The following is a 21,498-nucleotide window of genomic DNA, read 5'->3' on the forward strand; positions in this document are numbered from 1 at the left end:
CTGTATTTTCGCTTCACCAAACATGAACATAAATAACAGCTATTAACAGGCTAATTTTGCGATCACTTTCCTTGCAGGTTTTAGCCTTAAACAGAAAAGCCTAAATATTTAACTAAGCTAGCCTTTAAAGACTAATAAGTTAAAGATAATGTTTTTACCGATATGAATAAACGGTATGTTTATGGGCGGTTTCTACAAGGTAATAATTTTAACTTACTTGATTTTTTTACGCTGCTAATGTTGATTGTTAATAACGCACAACAAGTGAATTTAGATTGCTGTTCATGTTGGAACTTAGTCAATGAATGAAAAACATGATTCCCCTGTGTTAAGTTTCGTTGGCAACATACTCATAAAATCATAAAAATTAGCCGGATAGAGCTAATTATTTATGACTCTTCGGCCTTGTAACCAATTCTAAATCCTCCCCAATGTTTGCCGTTAACGTAAATTGGTGCAGAGAGATCATGCATCACCTCACCGGTATCACGCTTATATGTTTGCAGTAAAAAACTTTCAGTATTGTTGCCGCATCGCTTTCCTGTAGGGTCATTAAAAATGCGTTTGGTGCGATTACCAGAAAGATCTTGCTCCCGGTTTCCGCTTAAAGGCTGAGAAAATTTGATATTGTGGGTAGGAAAATACCCTCTTACATCTACAGCTCCGGCATAAATAATATCGGTGTTATTTTTTAAAATGGCCTCTTGAATGCTAGGTAAATTGGAGTCTGTAAAACGGTCAAAACCAGTGGTAAATTTTTGAGGGTCGGTTTTAGGGATTGGCTGGTAATTTGAGTCAAATAATTGGGCTTGTGTGAGTGAACCTTTTAACAGAGCATTTTCAAAAACCGCTCCGACATCAGCCGCAGCATTGAGTGCGACATTAGCGATAATTGCGTGTTTATCCGATAAATCGAAACTTTGTAAATGACGAAATATCTGTTCTGCAAAGCCACTAAGCTCAAGAACTCGATCTGAAGCTTCTATTAAGTCGGTATCAACTTTGAGTATAGAGGCCCCTATTCCTTCAATATTGGCACCTATGCCATTGGTGTTATCAACGGTAAAACCTACAGTTTGATCCATTTGCAGCATTTCGCTTGCTGCATCGGCCATGCTTTCTTGGCTTGCCTTTGTAAGAATATAAATCTCATTCATACGCTGAGAGAGTTTTCCCCCCATATCACTGACTCGTTGCATTGCTTGTACAGATTGAATGCTATTTTCACCAATTTCTGACAGCAATGATTCTATACCTTGCGTTGCTTCAGCCGTTTTATGTGCCAGATTACGAACTTCATCGGCAACCACGGCAAATCCTCTGCCTTGTTCACCAGCTCTAGCCGCTTCAATTGCAGCATTGAGTGCCAACATATTAGTTTGATCAGATAGTTTATTAATAGTGTCGGTGATACTGCTTATAGCGTTTGCTTTGTTGTTAAGTTCTATTAATAACACTGCAGTTGATTCAATTTCAGTAGACAAGCTGCGTTGTTGTTCATCAACTTGTTTTATTTCTTTGGCGTAGCTTGAAGCTTGGGTATTTGCCTCTTCAACCAGTAAACGTACTTTGGCTGATTGGCCTAACAGTTGTTGAGCACCTTGCTCTAAATTACCCGCACGCTCTGATATTTCTTGAACATGCTTTACTTGCAAACCCATTGCATGTGCTAGCTTTTCAATAAAAAATGACACTTCAGCCCCACCAATAGCAATTCGAGTGGCGGCTTTGCTGATACCACTCGCAACATGCTCATCGTGTTGAGATGACTCAAGGATTTCTGGGCTTATTTGTTTTTTGTGGGTAAGCAGTAGCGTGGCTACGGACGCGAGTGCGATCAATAATGCATACAGCCAAGGAGGTAAGGTTAAATAACTCAGCAGTACAGTGATGGCAAATACCACTAAACCATTAATCAAAATCATTCTATTTAGCATGAATACTCCAATCCATTTTTACTCAGATTAGCACTCTCTATGTCATTGTTGGCTATCGACTTTGGTCTAAGCGTTAATCGTCATCTCAACCGATGCGTTTAAACCGTATCAATGACGTAATCGAGCCATTGCATGATCTTGTTATTGCACATTATTTTCATAGATTGTTTTTCAACAAGCATTGCGTGACCGATTCAAGTATTTGAGTGAAGTTTACCGATGCAACAATTTGACATAACAGTCAGTACTAATACCTAAAGCAGCACGAATGAAACGTTTTTTGTTATCAATAGATCACATAAATAGCATGTCGATTTACCGCAAAAAAACCAACGATTAGTTAAGAAAAAGTCTCTTCACATTTGAATTAGATAAAGCGTTAGTGACTACATCAATTAAGTACAAATGTAGTTTATAGTTTTTAAAAGTCAGATTTTACACGTTAAGCATTAGACAGCATTGAGTGTTTGCAACTTCTTGTCACCTTTTAGACTAAATGGTCTGATTATTCAGCTTGTTTTTGGAAGGAATGGTTATGTTGTACACTGAATCAATGGAGCAGTTACTCATGTCGTACAAAACAGCAAAGGTAATATGATTTACTCTTATCGAGGTCTATTTTTAATGCTTTGGCACTGCAAAGCTGCATAAAATTTATGCAGCCTCATGTTTATTATTGATGTAGTGATAATTTGCTACTTCCAGCGCCCGCTTGACCAAATAGAGAATAACAACCAAATCCCACCGACGGCAGCACTCAGAAATCCAAGTATGCCAAATAACGGCAAACCAAATAAAGTTGGTCCTCCATCAACTGTCATCACAATAGAAGATCCAATAATCATGGCCGCTACCACATTGCCAATGGCGACTCGACTAGCAGCACGATCAAGTTGATTGCCAAAGGCTTTTAGTCTTGTGACATCAATATGCAGCTGAAATCGACCGCTACGGGCTGAACGTAAAAGTTGTTGTAAGTCTTGCGGTAATCCACTTAACAATTCACCGGTATCGACAATGGCTTGCCAACCTCTTTTGGCCAATGCGTCTGGTGCGTATCGTTCTAACATTAACTGGTGTAATAATGGCTTTGCTTCAGACACCATATTAAAGTCAGGATCTAATTGCAGGGCAACACCTTCAAGCGCAATTAATGCTTTGATCAATATAATAATATCAGGAGGTAAGCTGAGGCCATATTCTCTAAGCAGTGATATCAGTTCAGTCAACATCATGCTCAAATGGAAACTTTTTAACGAAACGCCATGATACTTATCAACAAATTCTTCTACTTCAAAAGTAAGATTCTCACTATTGAGCGGAGGATCGCCAGCCCAAGTCAGTAATACATCAACAACACGAGAAGCATCCAATTCAACCATGCTATGTAAAAGTTGCACCACTTGATGGCGGCGTTCGAAAGACAATCGACCCACCATGCCAAAGTCAATAAATGCGATTCGATTTTCAGGCAGATAAAAAATATTACCTTGATGGGGATCCGCATGATAAAAACCATCAATTAAAATCATTTTCAACGCAGCTTGACCACCATACTTAGCTAACAGCTTCCTATCTAATCCAGCCTGCTCCACTGCTGCTATATTCCGTCCAGAAATACCATCAATAAACTGTTGAACATTGATGCGTTCACTGCACCACGACCAATACACTTTTGGAATAACGATGTTAGGGTTATTTTTGAAATTGTTTGCCACCCTTTCAGCATTACGACACTCGGCCAATAAATCCAGTTCCCGCCGTAGAGAATGGGTAAATTGACGGACCACCTCACGAGGCCTAAAATGGCGTAGTGTCGGTGACTCTGACTCCATCACCTCTGCAATACGGGCAAGTAAACGTAGATCAGCTTCCATAACAGGTCTTATGCCTGGCCTGCGAACCTTAATAATGACTTCAGCACCATCGTGTAGGCGAGCCCGATGAACTTGGGCAATCGATGCGGCAGCAAAAGGGGTTGGATTAAATTCGGCAAAAGCCTGTTGCGGACTACAACCTAAGTCTTCCTGTAACTGTTTACAGATTAATTCAAATGATACCGGCGGCGCATGATTCTGCAATTTTTCAAATTCAGCAGTCCACTCTGGTGGAAATAGGTCTGAACGCGTAGCAAGGATCTGTCCTAGTTTGATAAAGGTTGGTCCCATTTCTGCCAGTGCATGGCAAAACCTAACCGGTGATTCTAACTGGTTTATTTCAGCTGCATGCTTCCAATGCAGAGCCTTACCGGCGACATTAAACACATTAGCAAGGCCAAGCCTGCGCAACACATCGCCGAAGCCATAACGAATTAAAACCGAAGCAAGCTCATTCAGTCGGCCAATATCTCGCGCGGTACCTAACGTTTGCCAAAGCATGCTTCACCCATTATTGACTCTTATTTGAGTTGGAATTAGATGTTGATTTCTCATCCAATTTTTGTGCAAAAGCATCAAGAAAACCTGCTGCCGCATAAGCGAGGTTACGGGTTACTTTAGCTGCAGAATCGACTCCAGCTGCCACCGTGTCGCTTAACCGCTCAGTTAATTGTTGGTTTAATAATGTAGAAACTTCAGTTACTTTCTGGCCGACGGCGGTGCCGCTTACTCGACCATGACGAGCCAAATCATTTAAAGTAACGGATACCGCCTCATTAGCCTCTTTTGCCACGTCTTTTAACGTCTCTAAATACATAGCTTCAAGTTCACTAAGGTCATTAATGGTGCGCTGTAAATCTTGTTTACTAAAGGTGTTAACATGCGAACTGGCTTCTTCAACAGCTAATTTGGATGCCTCTACGGCAGAACATAAGGCATCCTCAAGCCCAGCAACCGCCTTAGTGAGCTGGTGGGTTTGACCATCACTTGCACCTAAACCGGCACCTTTAATCACGCAGAGTGCAATCTGTGAGAGCTCATTGAGGTCTAATTTTCCTTCACTCAATGCTTTAAGAGTAATGCACCGAACGGTGTCCCGAATATCCTTATCTGCCTCAACCGCCTCTTTAATGTCTCCTTCGAGATTGTCACGATGTTTATTGGTATCACTTTTAGCTTTACTCATATTGATTCACCTATAAAACGTCAGGCTGCTAGGACAATCCAAACATTATCGGTCTATTAATGCTGCTATTTTACCTTTTTGCTAACCCACCTTGGCTAAGTAGAGCTGAAAGAATCTGATACATAACAGCAAATAAAAATAACACTTACCTAATAAATTTACATGCCTATGCACTTGGCTCAGTAAGAATGTATTGGCGTGTGAATCATTGCCAAATTTAACAATCTGTTAGGTATTTCTCTTTCCATTTGTCTACGATTGAACCGATAACAGAACTCGCTCAGGTATTCTTGCAGGTACTTTCCTGAAACACCATGAAATGTCCCAAGTAAAAATGCCTTTAAGTTACCAATGGCAATATGAACCCAAGGCAGCCATTCATCAACAAGCTCACTGGGGGTAACCCTCGCTTCATGTTGTTGAGTCTTATCTATAATGTTCAACGCAGGTAAGCCGTCTGTATGCACTTCTTGCTGTCTCGTTAAGTGTTTGGCAACGAACTTTTCAACACTATCATGGCAAACGCTATTCACAGCCTGCATAGCAATAAATCCAGCTCTTTTTCCTTTGCTTTCAACGGCAACTAAAACAGGTGTTTTACCTTCTGCTCCACGTCCACGCTTGCCCTTCCTTCTGCCACCCACTAACGCATCATCAATTTCAATAACGCCTGACAGTCTATATAAGCTGTCTCTATGGCCCATAGCCGTTCTCAGCTTACTTAATATCAAACGTGCCGTTCGCCAATTAACTTCAATGTGCTTGCTCAATCTTAATGCTGAAATACTGCCTTTATCTGAGCCTAAAAAGTAGATTGCCCAAAACCACTTAGTGATAGGAATACGGCTACCGTGGAATAATGTGTCAGCTGTGACCGATGTTTGTTTATGACATTGACTGCATTCATATACATTGCGGGTTGTAAGCTCATAAGCATGCTCACAAGAGCATCTAGGACAAACAAAGCCATTAGGCCATCTCATTTTCTTAATGTGATTTAAGCAATCAGTTTCAGAGCTGAATTGACGTTGCCATTCAAAAAAACTCGTTTCAGGCATTTTCATAGCAAATCTCACTTCTAGTCTTGATTTATACTATAAGAATAGGCCAAAACTGACTCAGATGCATAGGCATGTAAATTTAAGTCAAATGTGTCGATGAAACCTTGATGCACCTCAAAGATGTCGTAAATAACGGACAATAATCACACAGCCCTGAAACCTCACTTTTTTAAATGTTTATATTTATGTTAATGTTAAAAATCTAAATCCACTAAATGTCCGAAGCGGTCGAGAAGACGAACTGGAGTATTTTAAACTCAGCAACAATTCAAACATTTACTATTGCGTTGAGTGGCCGTTAAGTAATTGGATTGTAAGATATTTTTAATAACGTCAATTATGATACTCAGTTGAATTAAACTGAGTTCTAAGTGTATCAATGACCTCATCGACATATCGAATAGCATCATCAATGCAGGTTTAATGGTCAATAGCCCTAAGCTGATACGATATTATTTTAGATAAAATTATCCTAACGCCGTTACTAAGTGATCTATCAATTTTCTAATCCGAGCTGTTAAATGACGTGCAGAAGGATATACAGCGTATAAGTTAAATACGCTAACCATCTTATCGTCAAACAACAATACCAACTCACCACTTTTAAGAAAGGGTTCAACGGTGTACAGCGGACAACGACCAATACCTAAACCTCCAACGGCCATATGCGCGACCGCCCGAGGCGAATTTGCCGTAAAAGACCCATTTACCCGATATTTTTGTTCTGTGCCAGCAACCGTAAAGGCCCAATGCTCCGGATCTGCTGACGATGATTGTAATAAACAATTATGTGTTGATAAATCGCTAGGATGTAATGGTTCACCATGTGTATTGATATATTCCGGTGATGCAAACACCACTAATCGCATAGTAAGCAACTTACGAGCAATAAGCGTAGAATTTTGCAGTGGACCAAAACGAATGGCGAGATCAAAACCTTCGTCAAGTATATCGACATGCTGATCGGACAGATGCAGATTGATAGTCACTTTAGGGTGTGCAATTTGAAAAGGTCGAATAGCTTCTACCAATTCCCTTGACCCAAATCCTGTTGGCGCAGTAATACGAATAGGCCCCGCAAGTTCGGATTGACGCTCTTGAACTAAACCTTCTAACTCATCAAATTGATCAATTATAAACACGCAGCGTTCAAAATACGCGAGTCCTGTATCACTCAAAGTGACACGTCTAGTTGTCCGATGAATAAGTTGCGCACCTAAACGGGCCTCTAACTGTCGCACATGCTTGCTGGCCAAATTAGTACTAATACCTAGCTGTTTTGCCCCCGCCGTAAACGATTTTTGCCCCGCGACCGCAACAAAAATACGCATACTATCAATTGTATCCATAGATGATCCTCACATGAGTAATGACCATTAATAACAGCCATTAATATTATATCCATAATAGAGATAATGTTTCAATAAAACAGGTCATTGTATTTATACCGTGTGAACTTTATTCTTTCTCACGCACAAATCATTCAACCCTTAAAGGAACACATCATGTCTAATGCCATTAAAATTCACAGTTTCCCACTTTCAGGTCATGCTCATCGCGTGCAGCTATTTGCGAGTGTCGCGGGGATTGCGCACAACATTATCCACGTAGATCTTCCTGCTGGGGAGCATAAAAAAGCACCGTTTCTTACCCTTAACCCTTTGGGTTTGGTCCCTGTTATTGAAGACGGTGATGCGGTTGTTCACGACTCAATTTCAATCCTCATTTATCTGGCTCGTAAATATGCGCCTTCGTTTATCCCTCAAGATCTGCAACATGAAGCAGAAATGCATCGTTTTCTTGCGATGTCAGCGGGCGAAATCTCTTATGGCGTAGGCGCAGCGAGGTTAATTAATGTTTTCAATTCACCATCAGATCCGGTGTTTGCTAAAGCCACAGCAGAAAAAGCGTTAACAAAATTAGAAGCACAACTTATCGACCAAGATTATTTGGTCGCAAATAAAATCAGCTTAGCTGACTTTGCTATATACAGTTACGTTGCTCATGCACCTGAAGGCGATGTGTCATTAGCACCTTACCCAAATGTACGTCGCTGGTTAACAAACATTGAAGGGTTGAGAGGATTTGTTGCTATGCCAGCAACCAAAGCTGGATTAGTAGAATAAGACGACTAGCTCTTGGCAGCTCGCACATCCACTGCGGATTTTTGGTACCGATGAATTTGTGAGCCAGTCGTAGGGCATGTTGATTTATTTAATATCCAGTGCCACCGAAATCCCGCTAAGAGATGCCTATTATGCAAAACCAAACTCGCGATAAGACCCATCAAAAATCAGCTTTATCGCCATTTCATCCTGGTGAACAGAACATTCAGGATCGTGTTGGTAAACGCGCTGTGATGGAGAGTTTTGGACAACGCGCAATACGTCCATACATTCCAGAACAACATCGTGAGTTTTATCAACAACTGCCCTTTATTGTTGCTGGCAGTGTTGACCAACAAGGTTGGCCTTGGGCATCGATACTTTCGGGATATCCAGGATTTATAACATCACCAGACTCAACAACATTAACGATTAACGCATCGGCAATAGCTGGAGACCCTATCGCACCACAACTAAAAAATGATGGTAGTCCTTTAGGTTTACTTGGTATTGAAATGCACTCTCGTCGTCGTAATCGTGTAAATGGCCGGGTTCATAAAATCAGTCCTACTCATTTTTCAATATCTGTCGATCAATCTTTTGGCAATTGTCCGCAATATATACAAAGCCGCAGTATTCAATTTAATAAACAATCTCACGTCACTAATCCGGCCTCTAACATAGAAGAATTTACGGTATTGAGTCATGATGTTAGTAAGATAATCCGTGATGCTGATACCTTTTTTGTGTCCAGTTATGTGCCAGCTAAAGAACACCCTGAACATGAAGGTGTCGACATTTCACACCGTGGAGGACGGCCTGGTTTTGTGAAAGTAGACGGCAATACACTGACTATTCCTGATTATTCAGGCAACAATTTTTTTAACACTCTCGGTAACTTTTTGGTTAACCCTAAAGCAGGCTTGATATTTATCGACTTTTCGACTGGTGACTTATTTATGTTAACCGGCACTGTCGAATTATTATGGGAAGACACTCCAGAAGTCAGCGCTTTTAAAGGTGCTGAACGAGCATGGCGTTTCACTCTCAGCCACGGAGTGACATTAAGGAATGCACTACCCTTTCGCGCATCGTTTACTGCGTATTCACCAAATACTTTAATGGCTGGTGATTGGGAACAAGCACATGCTTCACTGGCAGCTGAAGCCACAAGAGAATCGTGGTTATCTTATACAGTCAAACGTATTGAAAATGAGAGTAGTGTTATTCGTTCATTTTATGTAGAACCAAAAGACAACACCCCGTTAGTGTCTTCAAAAGCGGGGCAGTTTTTAACGGTGCGCCTTACCCCACCCAATGCAAACACAGCCGTGATAAGAACTTATACCGTATCATCAACACCAGACGACATGTATTACCGCATTTCAGTTAAACGAGAAGCTAATGGCACTATTTCGCAATGCTTACACGATAATGTGCGCGTCGGCGATGTTATTGAAGCTAAAGCTCCTTCGGGTAATTTTTATATTGATGCAGCAGAAAAGCGCCCGGCCGTATTAATCGGCGCAGGCGTAGGGATTACGCCGATGATTTCGATGACCTCGCATATCCTAAATGAAGCTGAGCGTACCCGTCATTTAAGACCATTGACCATATTACACGCCGCCAAAACGACCCAACAACGCGCTTTTACACAAAACTTCCGTGATGCTGAAATAAAATCTAATGGTAAAATTCGATACTATTCAATTATCACTCAACCTAATGAGCAGGAAAAAATAGGCATTGATTTTAATGCAATCGACCACATTACCGCCGATACACTTCGGCAAATATTAGCACTAGACGATTATGATTTTTACTTATGTGGTCCACCTGCGTTTATGCAAGCACTCTATGATGAAATACGCAGTTTAGGAGTACGTGATGCACGTATTTTTGCCGAAGCGTTTGGGCCTGCGGCACTTATTCGCCAAATCGATAATGAATCAATGTTACTTGAAGAAAAAATGTTACTTGAAGCAAAAAAGTCACTTGCAGCAGAAAACGAAGCCGATGAAGCCGTCATCAAATTTGTTAAGTCTGGTTTTGAACAAAGATGGAACGCAAATGATGCGACACTTTTAGAAACAGCAGAAAACCATGGGCTCACGCCTAACTTCAGTTGCCGTAACGGAACTTGCGGCACGTGCGCAGTAAGACTGCTAAAAGGATCAATCACTTATCGAACTAAGCCAGTGGTCACTCCAACCGAAGGTGAGGTATTGCTTTGTTGTGCGGTTCCTAAAAAACAATCATCACACAGCAATTTAAATGAAATAAGCATCGTCGAAATCGATTTATAAGCGTTGTAACACATAACGATACCGCCATTGATGAATGAACGTTATGAAAATAAAACCACAACGGCCTGCTTTCACCGCAGTATCCACTTGCCAAAAGATAGCACGCCATAATATACCGCTACAGCAACGGTATTATGGTGTGCTTCTGGTATTTGATTTCATTTGCTCACCTAAAGTCATGTACGAGGCAATAATATTACCTCTATTTAGGTGGCTAAAATACCATGTCACTACACAATTAGTTGCCGTACTTCTTCATGTAGAGGGCCATGATTTTTTATTTGTAGGTTCCTCTTATTGGGTAATTGTTTTGTGGATTACGGATAAAACCTAAACCCATAATCATTGACTTCAGCTCTGGGCGAGAGAAAGGAACATTCGATATATCAATAATTTGTGCCTGTTTTTTATCATTAATAATAAACAATCCGGGTTCGGCAAAAGGTCGGTCAGTTTCTTCCGGCGAGCGAGGATTTGAAATATACACCCCGATTTGTTGCATTTGTTCAATACTTAAGCCGTACGCCACATCAAATAAAGGCTTAACCAGCTCCATTTGAGCCATCGCTTTTTCTATGGGATCGGCGGATACAGCTACAACATCAACACCTAACTTCTTGAATTCAGGCAACAGCTCGTTCAACGTCGATAGATATTGAGTACAAATGGGACAGTGCTTACCCCGATAAACAACCACCATACGCCAATCGCAGCCCTCTGCCGGAACAGCCGTAAGATTAATTTCACCACCACCAAGCAGCGCTAGAGTGATGTCTGGAAAGGTTTGTCCTGCTACTAATTTAGATGAGTTCATGTTTATTCCAATGTTTTGTAGTGAATATTATAAAAACAAAATAATGCCAAGGTGTCAATATTTCATAGTGATCGTTACAAAATTATATTGCCAATATAGACAACTTCCTAGAGCATAATCATTACCTTACCGAGGTTAATGGGTTTTAATTAATTGAATTATGTATCATTTGATACTAAAATAAATCATTAAATCCACAGCGTTGAGGTATCCGATATGATTCAAAATAAGGCTGGTAGGCCACGCGCTTTTGATCGTAGCGAAGCGCTTTTGTCCGCCATGCATGTTTTCTGGAAACAAGGATATGATGCCGCCTCCATTAAAGATTTAACCCAAGCAATGGGTATTAACAGCCCTAGCCTTTACTCGGTTTTTGGTGACAAACGTAAACTCTATTTAGAAGCTATAAACTGCTACGCCACAATTGATGCATGCGCACCATTAGTAGCCTTTGAAACAGAACCCGATATTAACCAAGCTGTCCGCTCGTTCATGATTGCAGTGATTGATTACAGTACTGCAAATGGTAGCGGCGCAAAAGGCTGCTTTCTCAGTTCCAGCGTTGCCACAAGTGCTGGCGAGGTCGAGGGAGCACAAGAACTATTACAAAGAGCAGTATTAGATACCGATGCGCGATTATCGCGACGCTTTGAGCTAGAAAAAGCAAGAGGTGTTTTACCTGCCAATTTTCCATCATTAGCACGTGCAAAGCTTATGTTTGATATTCGACAGGGCTATGTATTTCGTGCCCGCGCGGGATTCGAATCAGAAAGTATGAAACAAGATGTCGAGTATAGAGTGCACATGATATTAGCAAGCTCTTGACTGTATCAAAACAAAATTGCCAGCCAATTTGAAGCAACAACCTAATCCAAAGCGCCTGCATAAATGTTTATCTTTCATTCATTAAAGTAAATCCAGCCACCATTTAAGCTTCATCGGAACGCTTAATTTAGTCGACACGTTTGAAGAGTATTTAAAGGTCTGTGTGTCTCAGGCCCGCGAGGTTCTTGTGTAATGGTCTAATGAATCTGATGGGAGTCTTTCATCAACACAAAAAAGCTTCATCATGTCTGATAAAGCTTTATCGTTAAATGTTGAAAACAGATAGCTTGTTTTTATAAAGGGTACCCCTTGGGTTCAAAGTCATCGTCTTAAATATTTAATATGTCTCCTAGTTTCAATTAATTGCAGTAATTTCAAGAAGAAAAAACTGCAATAACTAACTGATATTGACTATATTTTCATATTGAAATAGATAACTGACTCCAAGAACACTTTTTAAACAAACAACCTAAACACGACAGCCAAACACCTCATAGAGAGGTAATAATGTTATCCATCATTATGGCCATAATGAGTATGCAGATTTTGCTCATGTTCAAGATCGAAAGGCACTGATGGATCGTATGTGGGAGCATCTTTCACTTGCTGCTGCGTCATATCAACATAAATTTTAGAGGTAGGCCAACTCACCTCTTTAATCGATTTGGGCGCAATCAAAACCAGATGACCCAACCACCAATTACTGGTGTTAATAATCAAATAACGAATAGCCCAAGTGTCGATATCTATTAACATACCTTGCAAATGACCCAATTCACCGTCTATGGCATCAAGGTGATAACCCGCCACGGCATGACTGCTGCGTAGATGATGATCATTATCCCGTGATAGTGCTGCCTCAACATCTGCGGACATCTCTGGGTTATCTAAGTTATCTGGCTTTGGCGCGACACTATAATAACCAGGTGCCATCATGTTTGGACTGGGCTCACTTCCCCAAATACCAGTGTTACCCCAGTATTGTGAGTAACCATAATATTCCATATGATCGACCTCATGCTGCCTAGAGACTGGTTTCTCGCTATCGATGTCAGGGCTGTTTTTTACCTGCTCTCTTGAGATTGTGACAGCAAGCGTCTTTTGTTCCTGATTAAATTCTTTGATTGATATGGGTGAAAGCAATATTTTTTTGCTTGATAACCAAGAACCCGTTTCGACTACCAAATATCTAATCACCCAATGCTTGTCATCAAAATAAAAATCTTTGGTTAATCCAATATCGCCATCAGAGGCGTGAATAGATAAATTTTGTAAATCATTCAATGTATGTAACATGATGTATTTGCTCCAGATTAAAGATGGCAAACAATAAATCATTGCTTTCCTAATAGAGTGGATGTCTATCAGCTTGCACCAAATTTTCTATTCAATCTGTTCGGTGTCGCACCGATGGAGCATGAATAATAGTTTAATCTGGAGTTATCTATAAACTTTTAAGGTGAACGAGCATGACTGACATAGAAAAATTAGAGTTAGCGGCCCATCGCAGCGATATCATCGAAGATGTCAACAATTTGATTGAGAAATATCGCGCTATTTTTGGATGGGATGTACCCGATATCGATGAAAAAGTGGCAAACAGATTAATTTTGGATGAAGTTCGTCAGGCGCTTGATGATATTCAAAATGATTAAATTGTAAATATCAGTCAAAGCGCTTCAACATGTGAGTTTAGGTCGACGAAAAAATCAGATGTTAAATGCATCTTGCATCAGACTGCACATAAACTTAAAGCACATAAACTTAACTAACTCCGGCGGCAAAAGCCGAATGTATAGCCACTAGAGAAATGGATCTTGCAATCACTTTTCTGCTCAGCCCTTTTATGCCATCCATCTTCACAAAACAGCAGCCTTAGCAGCTGACTTGCGGCCTAAACGTAATCGCTGTAGGCCGTTGTTTAGTCTCTTTCCTATGAGCGAAACGCAGCTTTGCAAAGGTCTTTTTACTATCTCCCCCCCAACTAAATATCCTGTCGATGAGTATAAATACAACTCATAAATACAACTCAACATGCAATGCCTTTTGAACCAAAAATAATGGTTCCACTCGCCTGCTGTGATCGCAAATCACGCTAAACAAGGCATTTTAACCCTCTCGATTCAACAAACTCTGTTATATTGATAACAAGATTACTTAAGTATTATGTAATCTTGCATTAAATCAATGACATAAGAAAGATCATAGCAAGTAGTGAATGTCTCACTTTAATATATTGAAAGGTTATCAATGATTGACCCAAATGAGAACGCATTACTTAAAGCATTACCTGAAGCGACAAAACAGCGCTTATTTCCACAGTTAAAGATAATAAAACTGCCCTTAGGTAAAGTTATTTATGAAGCTGGTCAAAACCTTGAAAATGTCTATTTTCCCATTGATAGTATTGTCTCTTTACTGAATGTTCTCGAAGATGGCGCATCGGCAGAAATATCTGTTGTCGGCAATGAAGGTTTAGTGGGCATTGCCGTGTTTATGGGGGGAGAAAGCACCATAAATCGCGCCATAGTTCAAAGCGCAGGCCGAGCCTATAAATTGTCCGCATCGATATTGTTCGATGAATTTAACGACAATCAAAACCTTCGCGAACTGTTGTTACGTTACACTCAAGCACTGATGGCACAAATGGCGCAGACGGCAATATGTAACAGGCACCATTCTATCGACCAGCAACTTTGTCGTTGGCTGCTACTATCACTTGATAGACTGGCTAGCAACAATCTCACAATGACCCAAGAGTTGATCGCCAACATGTTAGGAGTCAGACGAGAAGGCGTAACTGAAGCCGCCGGTAAACTGCAAAAACTTGGGGTAATCAACTATAAGCGCGGTCAAATTACCGTGACCAACAGACAAAAACTCGAAACGCTGTGCTGCGAATGTTATGCCGTGGTAAAAACAGAAACCGATAGACTAGAAACCTATTAACTAATCATCTATTAACTAATCATCTATGCCAAGCTACCCCTCATTGGTGGCTTGACATGGTATATTTGGCCATCTTGTCGTTTATAACAAATCATCCCAAACATTAAAAACAATAACGTCATGCCCTTTCTATATCCTCCCAAGCAAGATTAATCGGCTTCACAGCTAGACGCTTAAAGTGCTATGAATTAATTTCATTCAAACTCAGCGCTGTGAAACCATAGCATTGTTAAACCACAGCATTGTCAAACCATAGCATTTTCAAACCACAGCCACCTAACCCATCGATTTAGTTAAACTCTCGATAATTATGTCGCTATCTTAGATAACTAAGCTCGTTCGCCATGTTATGCCGTTGCCATATAGGGTATTGCTTGTGAAATATTAATATTTTCAGTTTGCTAGCCCCTAGCTGTGCAACCGTTACACCGGTGCTGCCATCGAAATGGTGCGAACCAGCTTCTTATTAACGAACTGCTGAATGCCCATTTCGCCGAGTTCGCGGCCATAACCGGAATCTTTAACGCCGCCGAACGGAAGCGCGGCATCGGTCCAATCAATATTGTTGATGAACATCATACCGGTATCAATCTGACTGGCGACGCGTTTGCCACGAGCGGCATCTTCGGTAAACACAGATCCACCAAGTCCGAAGTCAGAATCGTTGGCAAGCGCTATGGCCGCGGCTTCGTCCTTGACCCGAAAAATCAACGCAACTGGGCCGAAGAACTCAGTGCGATAAGCAGGGTTGCCTGGCGCAATGTTGGTCAGTATCGTGGTCTGCATGAAAGAGCCCGGGCAGTCGATACGCTTGCCGCCCATTAACACCTTAGCACCATGGGCTACAGCATCATCGACCTGCTTCAAAATATTAACCAGAGCGGCTTCTTGCGACATCGGTCCCTTGGTCGTTGTTTCGTCCATCGGATCGCCAGGTTGCTGAAGTTCAAGCGCGGTTTGAAACTTTTCGATGAATTTGTCAGCAATCGAATCGAGCACAATAAAGCGTTTAGCAGCACAGCAGGTTTGTCCCTGGTTGTACATACGGCCCCAAACAGCCCAGGGAATAGTGTTGTCGAGATCAGCGTCATCAAGCACGATAAAGGCATCACTGCCACCGAGCTCCATCGACGAGGGTTTGAGGTTTTGCCCTGCTCGGGCGGCAACGCTTCTGCCAGCGGCAAAACCACCTGTCAGTGCCACGCCCTTGACGCGCGGGTCGTCGATAATCTGGTTAGACTGTTGGTGCGAAACCAGCAGATTTGTGTACAACCCCTCAGGTGCGCCCGCATCAATCAACAACTGCTCAAAGGCAATAGCACATTGGGGTACATTGCTGGCATGTTTCACCACCAAAACATTGCCCGCCATCAGTTGCGGGCCTGCGACACGAGCAAGTTGATAAAAGGGAAAGTTCCACGGCTCGACGCAGAAAATCACGCCTATCGGGCTGCTTTCCATATGGGCTTCGCCATGTTCCGGGTCAAGTTGCTCTGGAGCTAAAAACGCTTCTGCGTGGTCTGCATAATAGCTGAGGATTTTACCACTGAAATTGACTTCGCCACGGGCTTCATCAATTCGCTTGCCCATCTCCAGTGTTGCCAGCTTGGCATAGTCATCAGTATGCGCATGCAGAAGTTCTGCAGCCTTGGCCATAATAGCGGCGCGTTGCTTATAGCTGGTGTTTTTCCATGTCTGGTAACAGGCATGCGCAGTGGCAAGCTTGATCTCAAGCTGTGCATCACTGATTTCATCAAAGGTCTTCAATATTGTTCCGTTATTGGGATTAATGCTTTTGTAAGTCATAGTGAAATCCTGTTTCAATTTGGTCTTATGGACGCCGCAAGCTTCTACTGAATTGTGCTACCTCGGCGATAACTTTTGGCGTTAACGCTCTGGAGAAGTCGCGAGAGTTGGATAGTCGGTATAACCCTTGGCGCCAGGTACGTAAAAAGTCGCTTCGTCTGGCGTGTTGAGCGTTGCATCTTGGCGCATCCGAGCGACGAGATCTGGGTTAGCCAAAAACGGACGGCCAAAGGCTACCAGGTCGCCATGTTTATCGCGTAACGCCTGTTCAGCGCTTTGATGATCAAACCCTCCAGACAGAATGAACAGACCATCGAAACCAGCGCGCAGCTTAAGCTTAAAGTCGGCGGGTACCGTTGGTGCCCCCATGGAGGAATGATCAACCAAGTGGATGTAGAGAAGCCCCTGTGAGGAAAATGCCTTAGTCAATGCCAGGTACTGCGTCTCTATGTCGGGGAATGCGCCGGTGCCATTGAACACACCGTAAGGAGAGAGCCGGATACCAACCCGATCGCTGCCGATGGCTGCCACTGTCGCACGCACAATCTCCAGCGCGAGTCGGTTGCGGCCTTCAACGCTGCCGCCGTAACCGTCAGTGCGTAGGTTGATCAGCGGATTCAAAAACTGCTCGATTAAGTAGCCGTTGGCGCCGTGTATTTCGACACCGTCGAAACCTGCCTCCAGCGCGAGCTTCGCTGACGTCACATACTCATTTATCACATGAGCGATGTCGGCCTCGGTCATTTTGCGGGGCGTACTGTGGGGCTGCATGCCTAGGGTGTCGGTATACATCTCGCCGGGACATGCCGCGGCATCTGGCCCGAGTATTTCGGCACCTGTTGGCAAGTTGTCGACATGCGCGACTCGACCGCAGTGCATCAACTGTAAGAAGATTTTACCGCCTTTGGCGTGTACCGCTGATGTGCTTGCCTTCCATGCATTCATCTGCGTGCTATCGAAAAGACCGGGGATGCGTGGGTAGCCCAGTCCGTTCGGGCTGGGCGAAGTGCCCTCGGTAATAATCAGTCCAGCCGTCGCACGTTGGCCGTAGTACGTTGCCATCAGCGCGTTAGGCGTGTGCTCAGGCGTAGCCCGACTGCGTGTTAACGGCGCCATTACCATGCGATTGGATAGCTGCAGCGAGCGGTTAGAAAATGTTTCGAAAAGCATAAGCTAGATATCCTGTTATGTATGATGAGGATGAATCCTGCCGAACCCGAGGAAAAGATCATTGCGGCAAGTCCAGAGAACTACAGCTTGCGCGCTGGCTTTTAGCTGGTCTGTTCGTTAGAACACATACCCACAAATGACGCCTGCAGAGCTAATAGGGTCATTGGCTGGCAGAAAGTTCGCTAGCGAACAGATGAAATGTCGTCAATCGCATATTGTATGTGTGATGCTTACTCGTCAGACATGAGAGCCAAGATGATTTATGAAGGAGTTTCACTGAATGCTGCGACTTCTGTATTTGGATCTGGCTTGGCCTGCTTGTTCGCACCCCTACTACTGAGCGGAGGAATACTATGCTAACCAGACCAATGATACCGACAACACTTTGGGGCTCAACATCCCGACGCGTTACTGAACTGACCCTACTTGCGATACTAACCCTATGTGGGCCGTCTGCTACTGCTACTGCAGGCGATGGACCATGGCCGTCATTTACAGCAACGGCGCTTAGCGGCGAAAAAGTTGACAGTAACAAACTGATAGGTCAACCGACACTGCTCATACTTACGCCATCTCGCAATGCCGCAATATCCACTCGGGAGTGGGTTAACACATTGCGCTCAGAGATAGATCATAGTAAATATCGGGTTCGCGACGTACTGGCTGTCAATTTACCCTTCTTTATGTCGGAAGAAGATGTCATTGGCCGAGCCAAAGAACAAGTGCCGCAGCGCTATCACGATCAAACCTGGATTCTCAACTCACAGATCATGGAAAGCGCGTTGGGTGTGCCCTCCGATAGCGAAGAGGCGGTCATTGTTGTTTTGGATAAGAACGGTAATCTGATATCGCAGGTTCATGGTAAAGTCACGGCGGCGCGGATGAGTGAAATCACCAATGCCTTGCAGAGCCTGACTAGTGACTAACCGCCTCCGTCGCCGTCCATTATCACTGTAATATCGCTTTGCCAATATCATATTGGTCGGGCTTCTATGTATCGTTATCGAGTTTTGAAAGAATGTTTTGCGATTGCTGATAGCAAAATTATATGAGTTATAGTGAACGATGAGATTGTAAATAGAGTGCGTTGGATGTATACCCAAGAAAAGCTAGCGAATTGGTCAACAAAAAAATGAATCTTGTATGCTAGGGTCTGTTGATCTTTGCTGGTTAAATTTTGTTCGAGATAAGAGCGTTTTAATCGAGGCGAGTGGATTGCTGCCTAGCAATCTAAGCACTACTCGCTTAATGAAGATTTTCTCAACAAAGAGTAAAACGTTTTTAGCCGAACCCTTCGGGCAGCGTTTGTTGCTCATTTTTACTGCGTTATCGACTTTTTATGTAGAATAAAAAGTCTCTGCCTTGTACAAATGAGCAACAATTCGCTGCAAAACCAACCTTGAAAGATCAACAGCCCCTAGTATCCGTCTAATTTACATAAAACTAATCTTTCCCAACTAATGCGCTCAATGCAAACTGACCGTCCAACGATTCACGCACCTTGGACAGTCGCATTTCCAGCCGCGCGCGATCATAACTGGATTCAAAGCAGCGAGCGGTCAACTCTGCAATCAACTGCAACTGTTGGTCAAGTGCTCTCAAGCGGCTCGGACAGATCGTTAAACTTCCGATGGTCTCGAAGGCACCGAGCATGCGTACCAGTATCGCAAGATTCTTTTCAGCGCTACTTCGAATCTGGTCGAAAGCATCGGCCAATAGACTATCAAAGCTCGGAACCATCGCCACCATTCGCAGAGTGTCTCCCTCATAATGGTACAATGGCGGAAATTGTCGACTGGCCAATCGAGCCATAATCGAGGTGAGATAATCCACGCACATCACTGCCGTTGAAGTGTCGTTAACCCCGGGGGACAGCGCTTTTATGGCCATATCCACAATCTGTCGAATACCGAAAGTAGGATCCTGATCCACTGTGCGATGGCTACCAATACTGTAAGCTGTATTCAAAGCATCAATGAGTTTCTGCTCTGGCGGGTAAGTAAGAGCTAGCGACACCAGAGCCGTATCTTGGACAATGAACGAGCCGATGCCTTGCTCCATACGCACTATGGTTCTGTTGTCACTCGCCAAGCAAATTAATGTATTGTTGTTCACGCCTAAAACGTAACCACTGCGAGCTGCCGGCACGGGATACCAGACCCGCTCATCCAGAGACTTTAGTATCGGGTGTCGCATTTCATCTTCATCAAGTTCCTCATCCGGTTTTATCGGCAGCAACTTATCTATGGCAGCATTGGTTTCCTGAGCGACCGAAGCAATGATGCTTGATGCCTGGATAGACAAGGCAATATGATGAATAAAATAGATAAGGACCCCCACACCACCAAGCGACATCACAAAGGCAAAAAACACCGCAAGACTGGGCACAAATTCATCACCACCACCACTGCCACGAATGGTGCGTAAGACTATAAGACAATAAGCGAAAATGCTCGCAAAACCCCCCAGTGTTGCTTGCGTGACACTGTTACGCATGAAGTTCCTCAAAATGCGAGAGGTGTACTGGCCCGACGCAAGCACTAGGGCCAGCAGTGTCATGGAGAAGGTGATCCCCATTACAGTCATCATCGAACCAGCCAAGGTGGACAACATCTGGCGAGCGCCTTCTGCACCGACCCCAAACAGTCGTGGCCACTGAATTAGCCATTGGTTTAAACCGGCAGACTCTACTTCGATCAACACAACCGCTAAGGTCATACTGACAGCGACCATCAGTGAAGGCATGAACCAAAAGCTCGATTGCAGATTCCCCCAAAACTGTCTTAACTTAATCATGTGGCCACTCCTAATTTGAATTTTCAACATGTATCGTCGTGCTTAAGGAACTAGGCTTTCTTCTTAACCAAACTAATTATGAATAACAAAATAACAGCGCCTATAGTAGCCATAATGATAGAGCCTAATAAACCGCCTGTTGATATGCCGAGTAAGCTAAATATAAAACCACCTACTACAGCACCAACAACTCCTACAATAATATTGCCTATGACACCAAATCCTCCGCCCTTTATTATGTTGCCTGCAAGCCACCCTGCCAAAGCGCCTATTCCCAAAAATATGAGTAAACTAATAATGTCCATGTTGCACTCCTGTGCTAATTTATAGTGCGCCTATTTGGCGCAATGACCATGCTGTTTATTTGAATCTGGAGGTAGCCGACTTCAGCGAATTGCCAAGCGAGTTCCACGCACCATCCATACCTGCCTTGAGCTCCTCCCATGCACCGTCACTCGATTCCTTAAGTTCGGTAAGTTTGCTGTTGGCCGATTTTTGCATCGTTCGCAGTTCCTCGATTTGTTTGTAGTACTCAATTTGTGCATCGGCCTGCGCGTTATCAGCTTTGGCCTTGAGCTTATCGATCTCTGCGCTCCACTGGTCTAATTGTGCCTGTAGTTTTTTTTGGTAAGCTTCTTTCTTGTTCATGGTTAAACTCCTTTGTCG

Annotated in this window: 18 protein-coding genes and 1 pseudogene; 7 read left to right on the top strand and 12 right to left on the bottom strand. The window is 43.1% G+C overall.

Annotation, left to right across the window (positions count from 1 at the left end; all coding sequences use genetic code 11):
- Nucleotides 1–389: 389 nt before the first annotated feature.
- The 5 genes from HNW13_RS08140 to HNW13_RS08160 form a co-directional block, all read right to left on the bottom strand.
- The gene (locus HNW13_RS08140; RefSeq protein WP_192114800.1) at nt 390–1,937 is read right to left on the bottom strand and encodes a methyl-accepting chemotaxis protein; all 1,548 of its coding nucleotides are present in this window, start codon (nt 1,935–1,937) and stop codon (nt 390–392) included.
- Between the two features lie 695 nt (nt 1,938–2,632).
- On the bottom strand, nt 2,633–4,315 hold the full coding sequence (locus HNW13_RS08145) for an AarF/UbiB family protein (RefSeq protein ID WP_192114799.1): 1,683 nt from the start codon (nt 4,313–4,315) through the stop codon (nt 2,633–2,635).
- 10 nt (nt 4,316–4,325) lie between these two features.
- Nucleotides 4,326–5,000 (bottom strand): DUF6781 family protein, encoded by a 675-nt coding sequence (locus tag HNW13_RS08150; RefSeq protein WP_192114798.1) that lies wholly within the window; start codon nt 4,998–5,000, stop codon nt 4,326–4,328.
- A 179-nt stretch (nt 5,001–5,179) separates the two neighbouring features.
- Nucleotides 5,180–6,064 carry an IS1595 family transposase gene (locus HNW13_RS08155; RefSeq protein WP_192114092.1) on the bottom strand — a complete coding sequence of 295 codons (885 nt, stop codon included), beginning with the start codon at nt 6,062–6,064 and terminating at the stop codon, nt 5,180–5,182.
- 464 nt (nt 6,065–6,528) lie between these two features.
- Nucleotides 6,529–7,410, bottom strand: a complete 882-nt coding sequence (locus HNW13_RS08160) for a LysR family transcriptional regulator (protein WP_192114797.1) — start codon at nt 7,408–7,410, stop codon at nt 6,529–6,531.
- A 156-nt stretch (nt 7,411–7,566) separates the two neighbouring features.
- Between HNW13_RS08160 and HNW13_RS08165 the strand changes: the two genes are divergently transcribed.
- Together HNW13_RS08165 and HNW13_RS08170 are read left to right on the top strand one after the other, a co-directional pair.
- Nucleotides 7,567–8,187, top strand: coding sequence for a glutathione S-transferase (locus HNW13_RS08165; protein WP_192114796.1), 621 nt, complete (start codon nt 7,567–7,569; stop codon nt 8,185–8,187).
- A gap of 131 nt (nt 8,188–8,318) precedes the next feature.
- Nucleotides 8,319–10,472 carry a pyridoxamine 5'-phosphate oxidase family protein gene (locus tag HNW13_RS08170; protein ID WP_192114795.1) on the top strand — a complete coding sequence of 718 codons (2,154 nt, stop codon included), beginning with the start codon at nt 8,319–8,321 and terminating at the stop codon, nt 10,470–10,472.
- Nucleotides 10,473–10,749: 277 nt separating this feature from the next.
- Here HNW13_RS08170 and HNW13_RS08175 read toward each other — a convergent pair whose 3' ends face one another.
- Nucleotides 10,750–11,286, bottom strand: a complete 537-nt coding sequence (locus HNW13_RS08175) for a peroxiredoxin-like family protein (protein ID WP_101088467.1) — start codon at nt 11,284–11,286, stop codon at nt 10,750–10,752.
- A 216-nt stretch (nt 11,287–11,502) separates the two neighbouring features.
- Between HNW13_RS08175 and HNW13_RS08180 the strand changes: the two genes are divergently transcribed.
- On the top strand, nt 11,503–12,111 hold the full coding sequence (locus HNW13_RS08180) for a TetR/AcrR family transcriptional regulator (RefSeq protein ID WP_192114794.1): 609 nt from the start codon (nt 11,503–11,505) through the stop codon (nt 12,109–12,111).
- Between the two features lie 510 nt (nt 12,112–12,621).
- Here the strand turns inward: HNW13_RS08180 and HNW13_RS08185 are convergent.
- The gene (locus HNW13_RS08185) at nt 12,622–13,407 is read right to left on the bottom strand and encodes a PRC-barrel domain-containing protein (RefSeq protein ID WP_101088494.1); all 786 of its coding nucleotides are present in this window, start codon (nt 13,405–13,407) and stop codon (nt 12,622–12,624) included.
- Nucleotides 13,408–13,580: 173 nt separating this feature from the next.
- Between HNW13_RS08185 and HNW13_RS08190 the strand changes: the two genes are divergently transcribed.
- Both HNW13_RS08190 and HNW13_RS08195 read left to right on the top strand, forming a co-directional pair.
- On the top strand, nt 13,581–13,766 hold the full coding sequence (locus HNW13_RS08190; RefSeq protein ID WP_162022975.1) for a hypothetical protein: 186 nt from the start codon (nt 13,581–13,583) through the stop codon (nt 13,764–13,766).
- 595 nt (nt 13,767–14,361) lie between these two features.
- Nucleotides 14,362–15,060 (top strand): Crp/Fnr family transcriptional regulator, encoded by a 699-nt coding sequence (locus tag HNW13_RS08195; protein ID WP_101088470.1) that lies wholly within the window; start codon nt 14,362–14,364, stop codon nt 15,058–15,060.
- A 423-nt stretch (nt 15,061–15,483) separates the two neighbouring features.
- Here the strand turns inward: HNW13_RS08195 and HNW13_RS08200 are convergent, their stop codons facing one another.
- Both HNW13_RS08200 and HNW13_RS08205 read right to left on the bottom strand, forming a co-directional pair.
- On the bottom strand, nt 15,484–16,866 hold the full coding sequence (locus tag HNW13_RS08200) for an NAD-dependent succinate-semialdehyde dehydrogenase (RefSeq protein WP_162022974.1): 1,383 nt from the start codon (nt 16,864–16,866) through the stop codon (nt 15,484–15,486).
- Between the two features lie 81 nt (nt 16,867–16,947).
- Nucleotides 16,948–18,036 (bottom strand): alkene reductase, encoded by a 1,089-nt coding sequence (locus HNW13_RS08205; RefSeq protein ID WP_192114793.1) that lies wholly within the window; start codon nt 18,034–18,036, stop codon nt 16,948–16,950.
- A gap of 353 nt (nt 18,037–18,389) precedes the next feature.
- Between HNW13_RS08205 and HNW13_RS08210 the strand changes: the two genes are divergently transcribed.
- The gene (locus HNW13_RS08210; RefSeq protein WP_192114792.1) at nt 18,390–18,962 is read left to right on the top strand and encodes a hypothetical protein; all 573 of its coding nucleotides are present in this window, start codon (nt 18,390–18,392) and stop codon (nt 18,960–18,962) included.
- Between the two features lie 322 nt (nt 18,963–19,284).
- Nucleotides 19,285–19,497: pseudogene (locus HNW13_RS23720) on the top strand (hypothetical protein).
- On the opposite strand, the gene HNW13_RS08215 reads toward HNW13_RS23720, so the two are convergent.
- The 3 genes from HNW13_RS08215 to HNW13_RS08225 are packed head-to-tail and all read right to left on the bottom strand — an operon-like array spanning nt 19,480 to nt 21,480.
- Complete coding sequence (locus HNW13_RS08215) at nt 19,480–20,832, bottom strand: DUF2254 domain-containing protein (RefSeq protein ID WP_192114791.1); 1,353 nt, start codon at nt 20,830–20,832, stop codon at nt 19,480–19,482. The pseudogene HNW13_RS23720 and the gene HNW13_RS08215 overlap by 18 nt on opposite strands.
- A gap of 50 nt (nt 20,833–20,882) precedes the next feature.
- Nucleotides 20,883–21,137, bottom strand: coding sequence for a GlsB/YeaQ/YmgE family stress response membrane protein (locus tag HNW13_RS08220; protein ID WP_123777473.1), 255 nt, complete (start codon nt 21,135–21,137; stop codon nt 20,883–20,885).
- A gap of 55 nt (nt 21,138–21,192) precedes the next feature.
- Complete coding sequence (locus HNW13_RS08225) at nt 21,193–21,480, bottom strand: coiled coil domain-containing protein (RefSeq protein ID WP_192114790.1); 288 nt, start codon at nt 21,478–21,480, stop codon at nt 21,193–21,195.
- Between the last annotated feature and the right edge of the window lie 18 nt (nt 21,481–21,498).

Origin of the sequence: Shewanella sp. BF02_Schw, from assembly GCF_014596695.2 — a bacterium.
Lineage (GTDB): Bacteria > Pseudomonadota > Gammaproteobacteria > Enterobacterales > Shewanellaceae > Shewanella.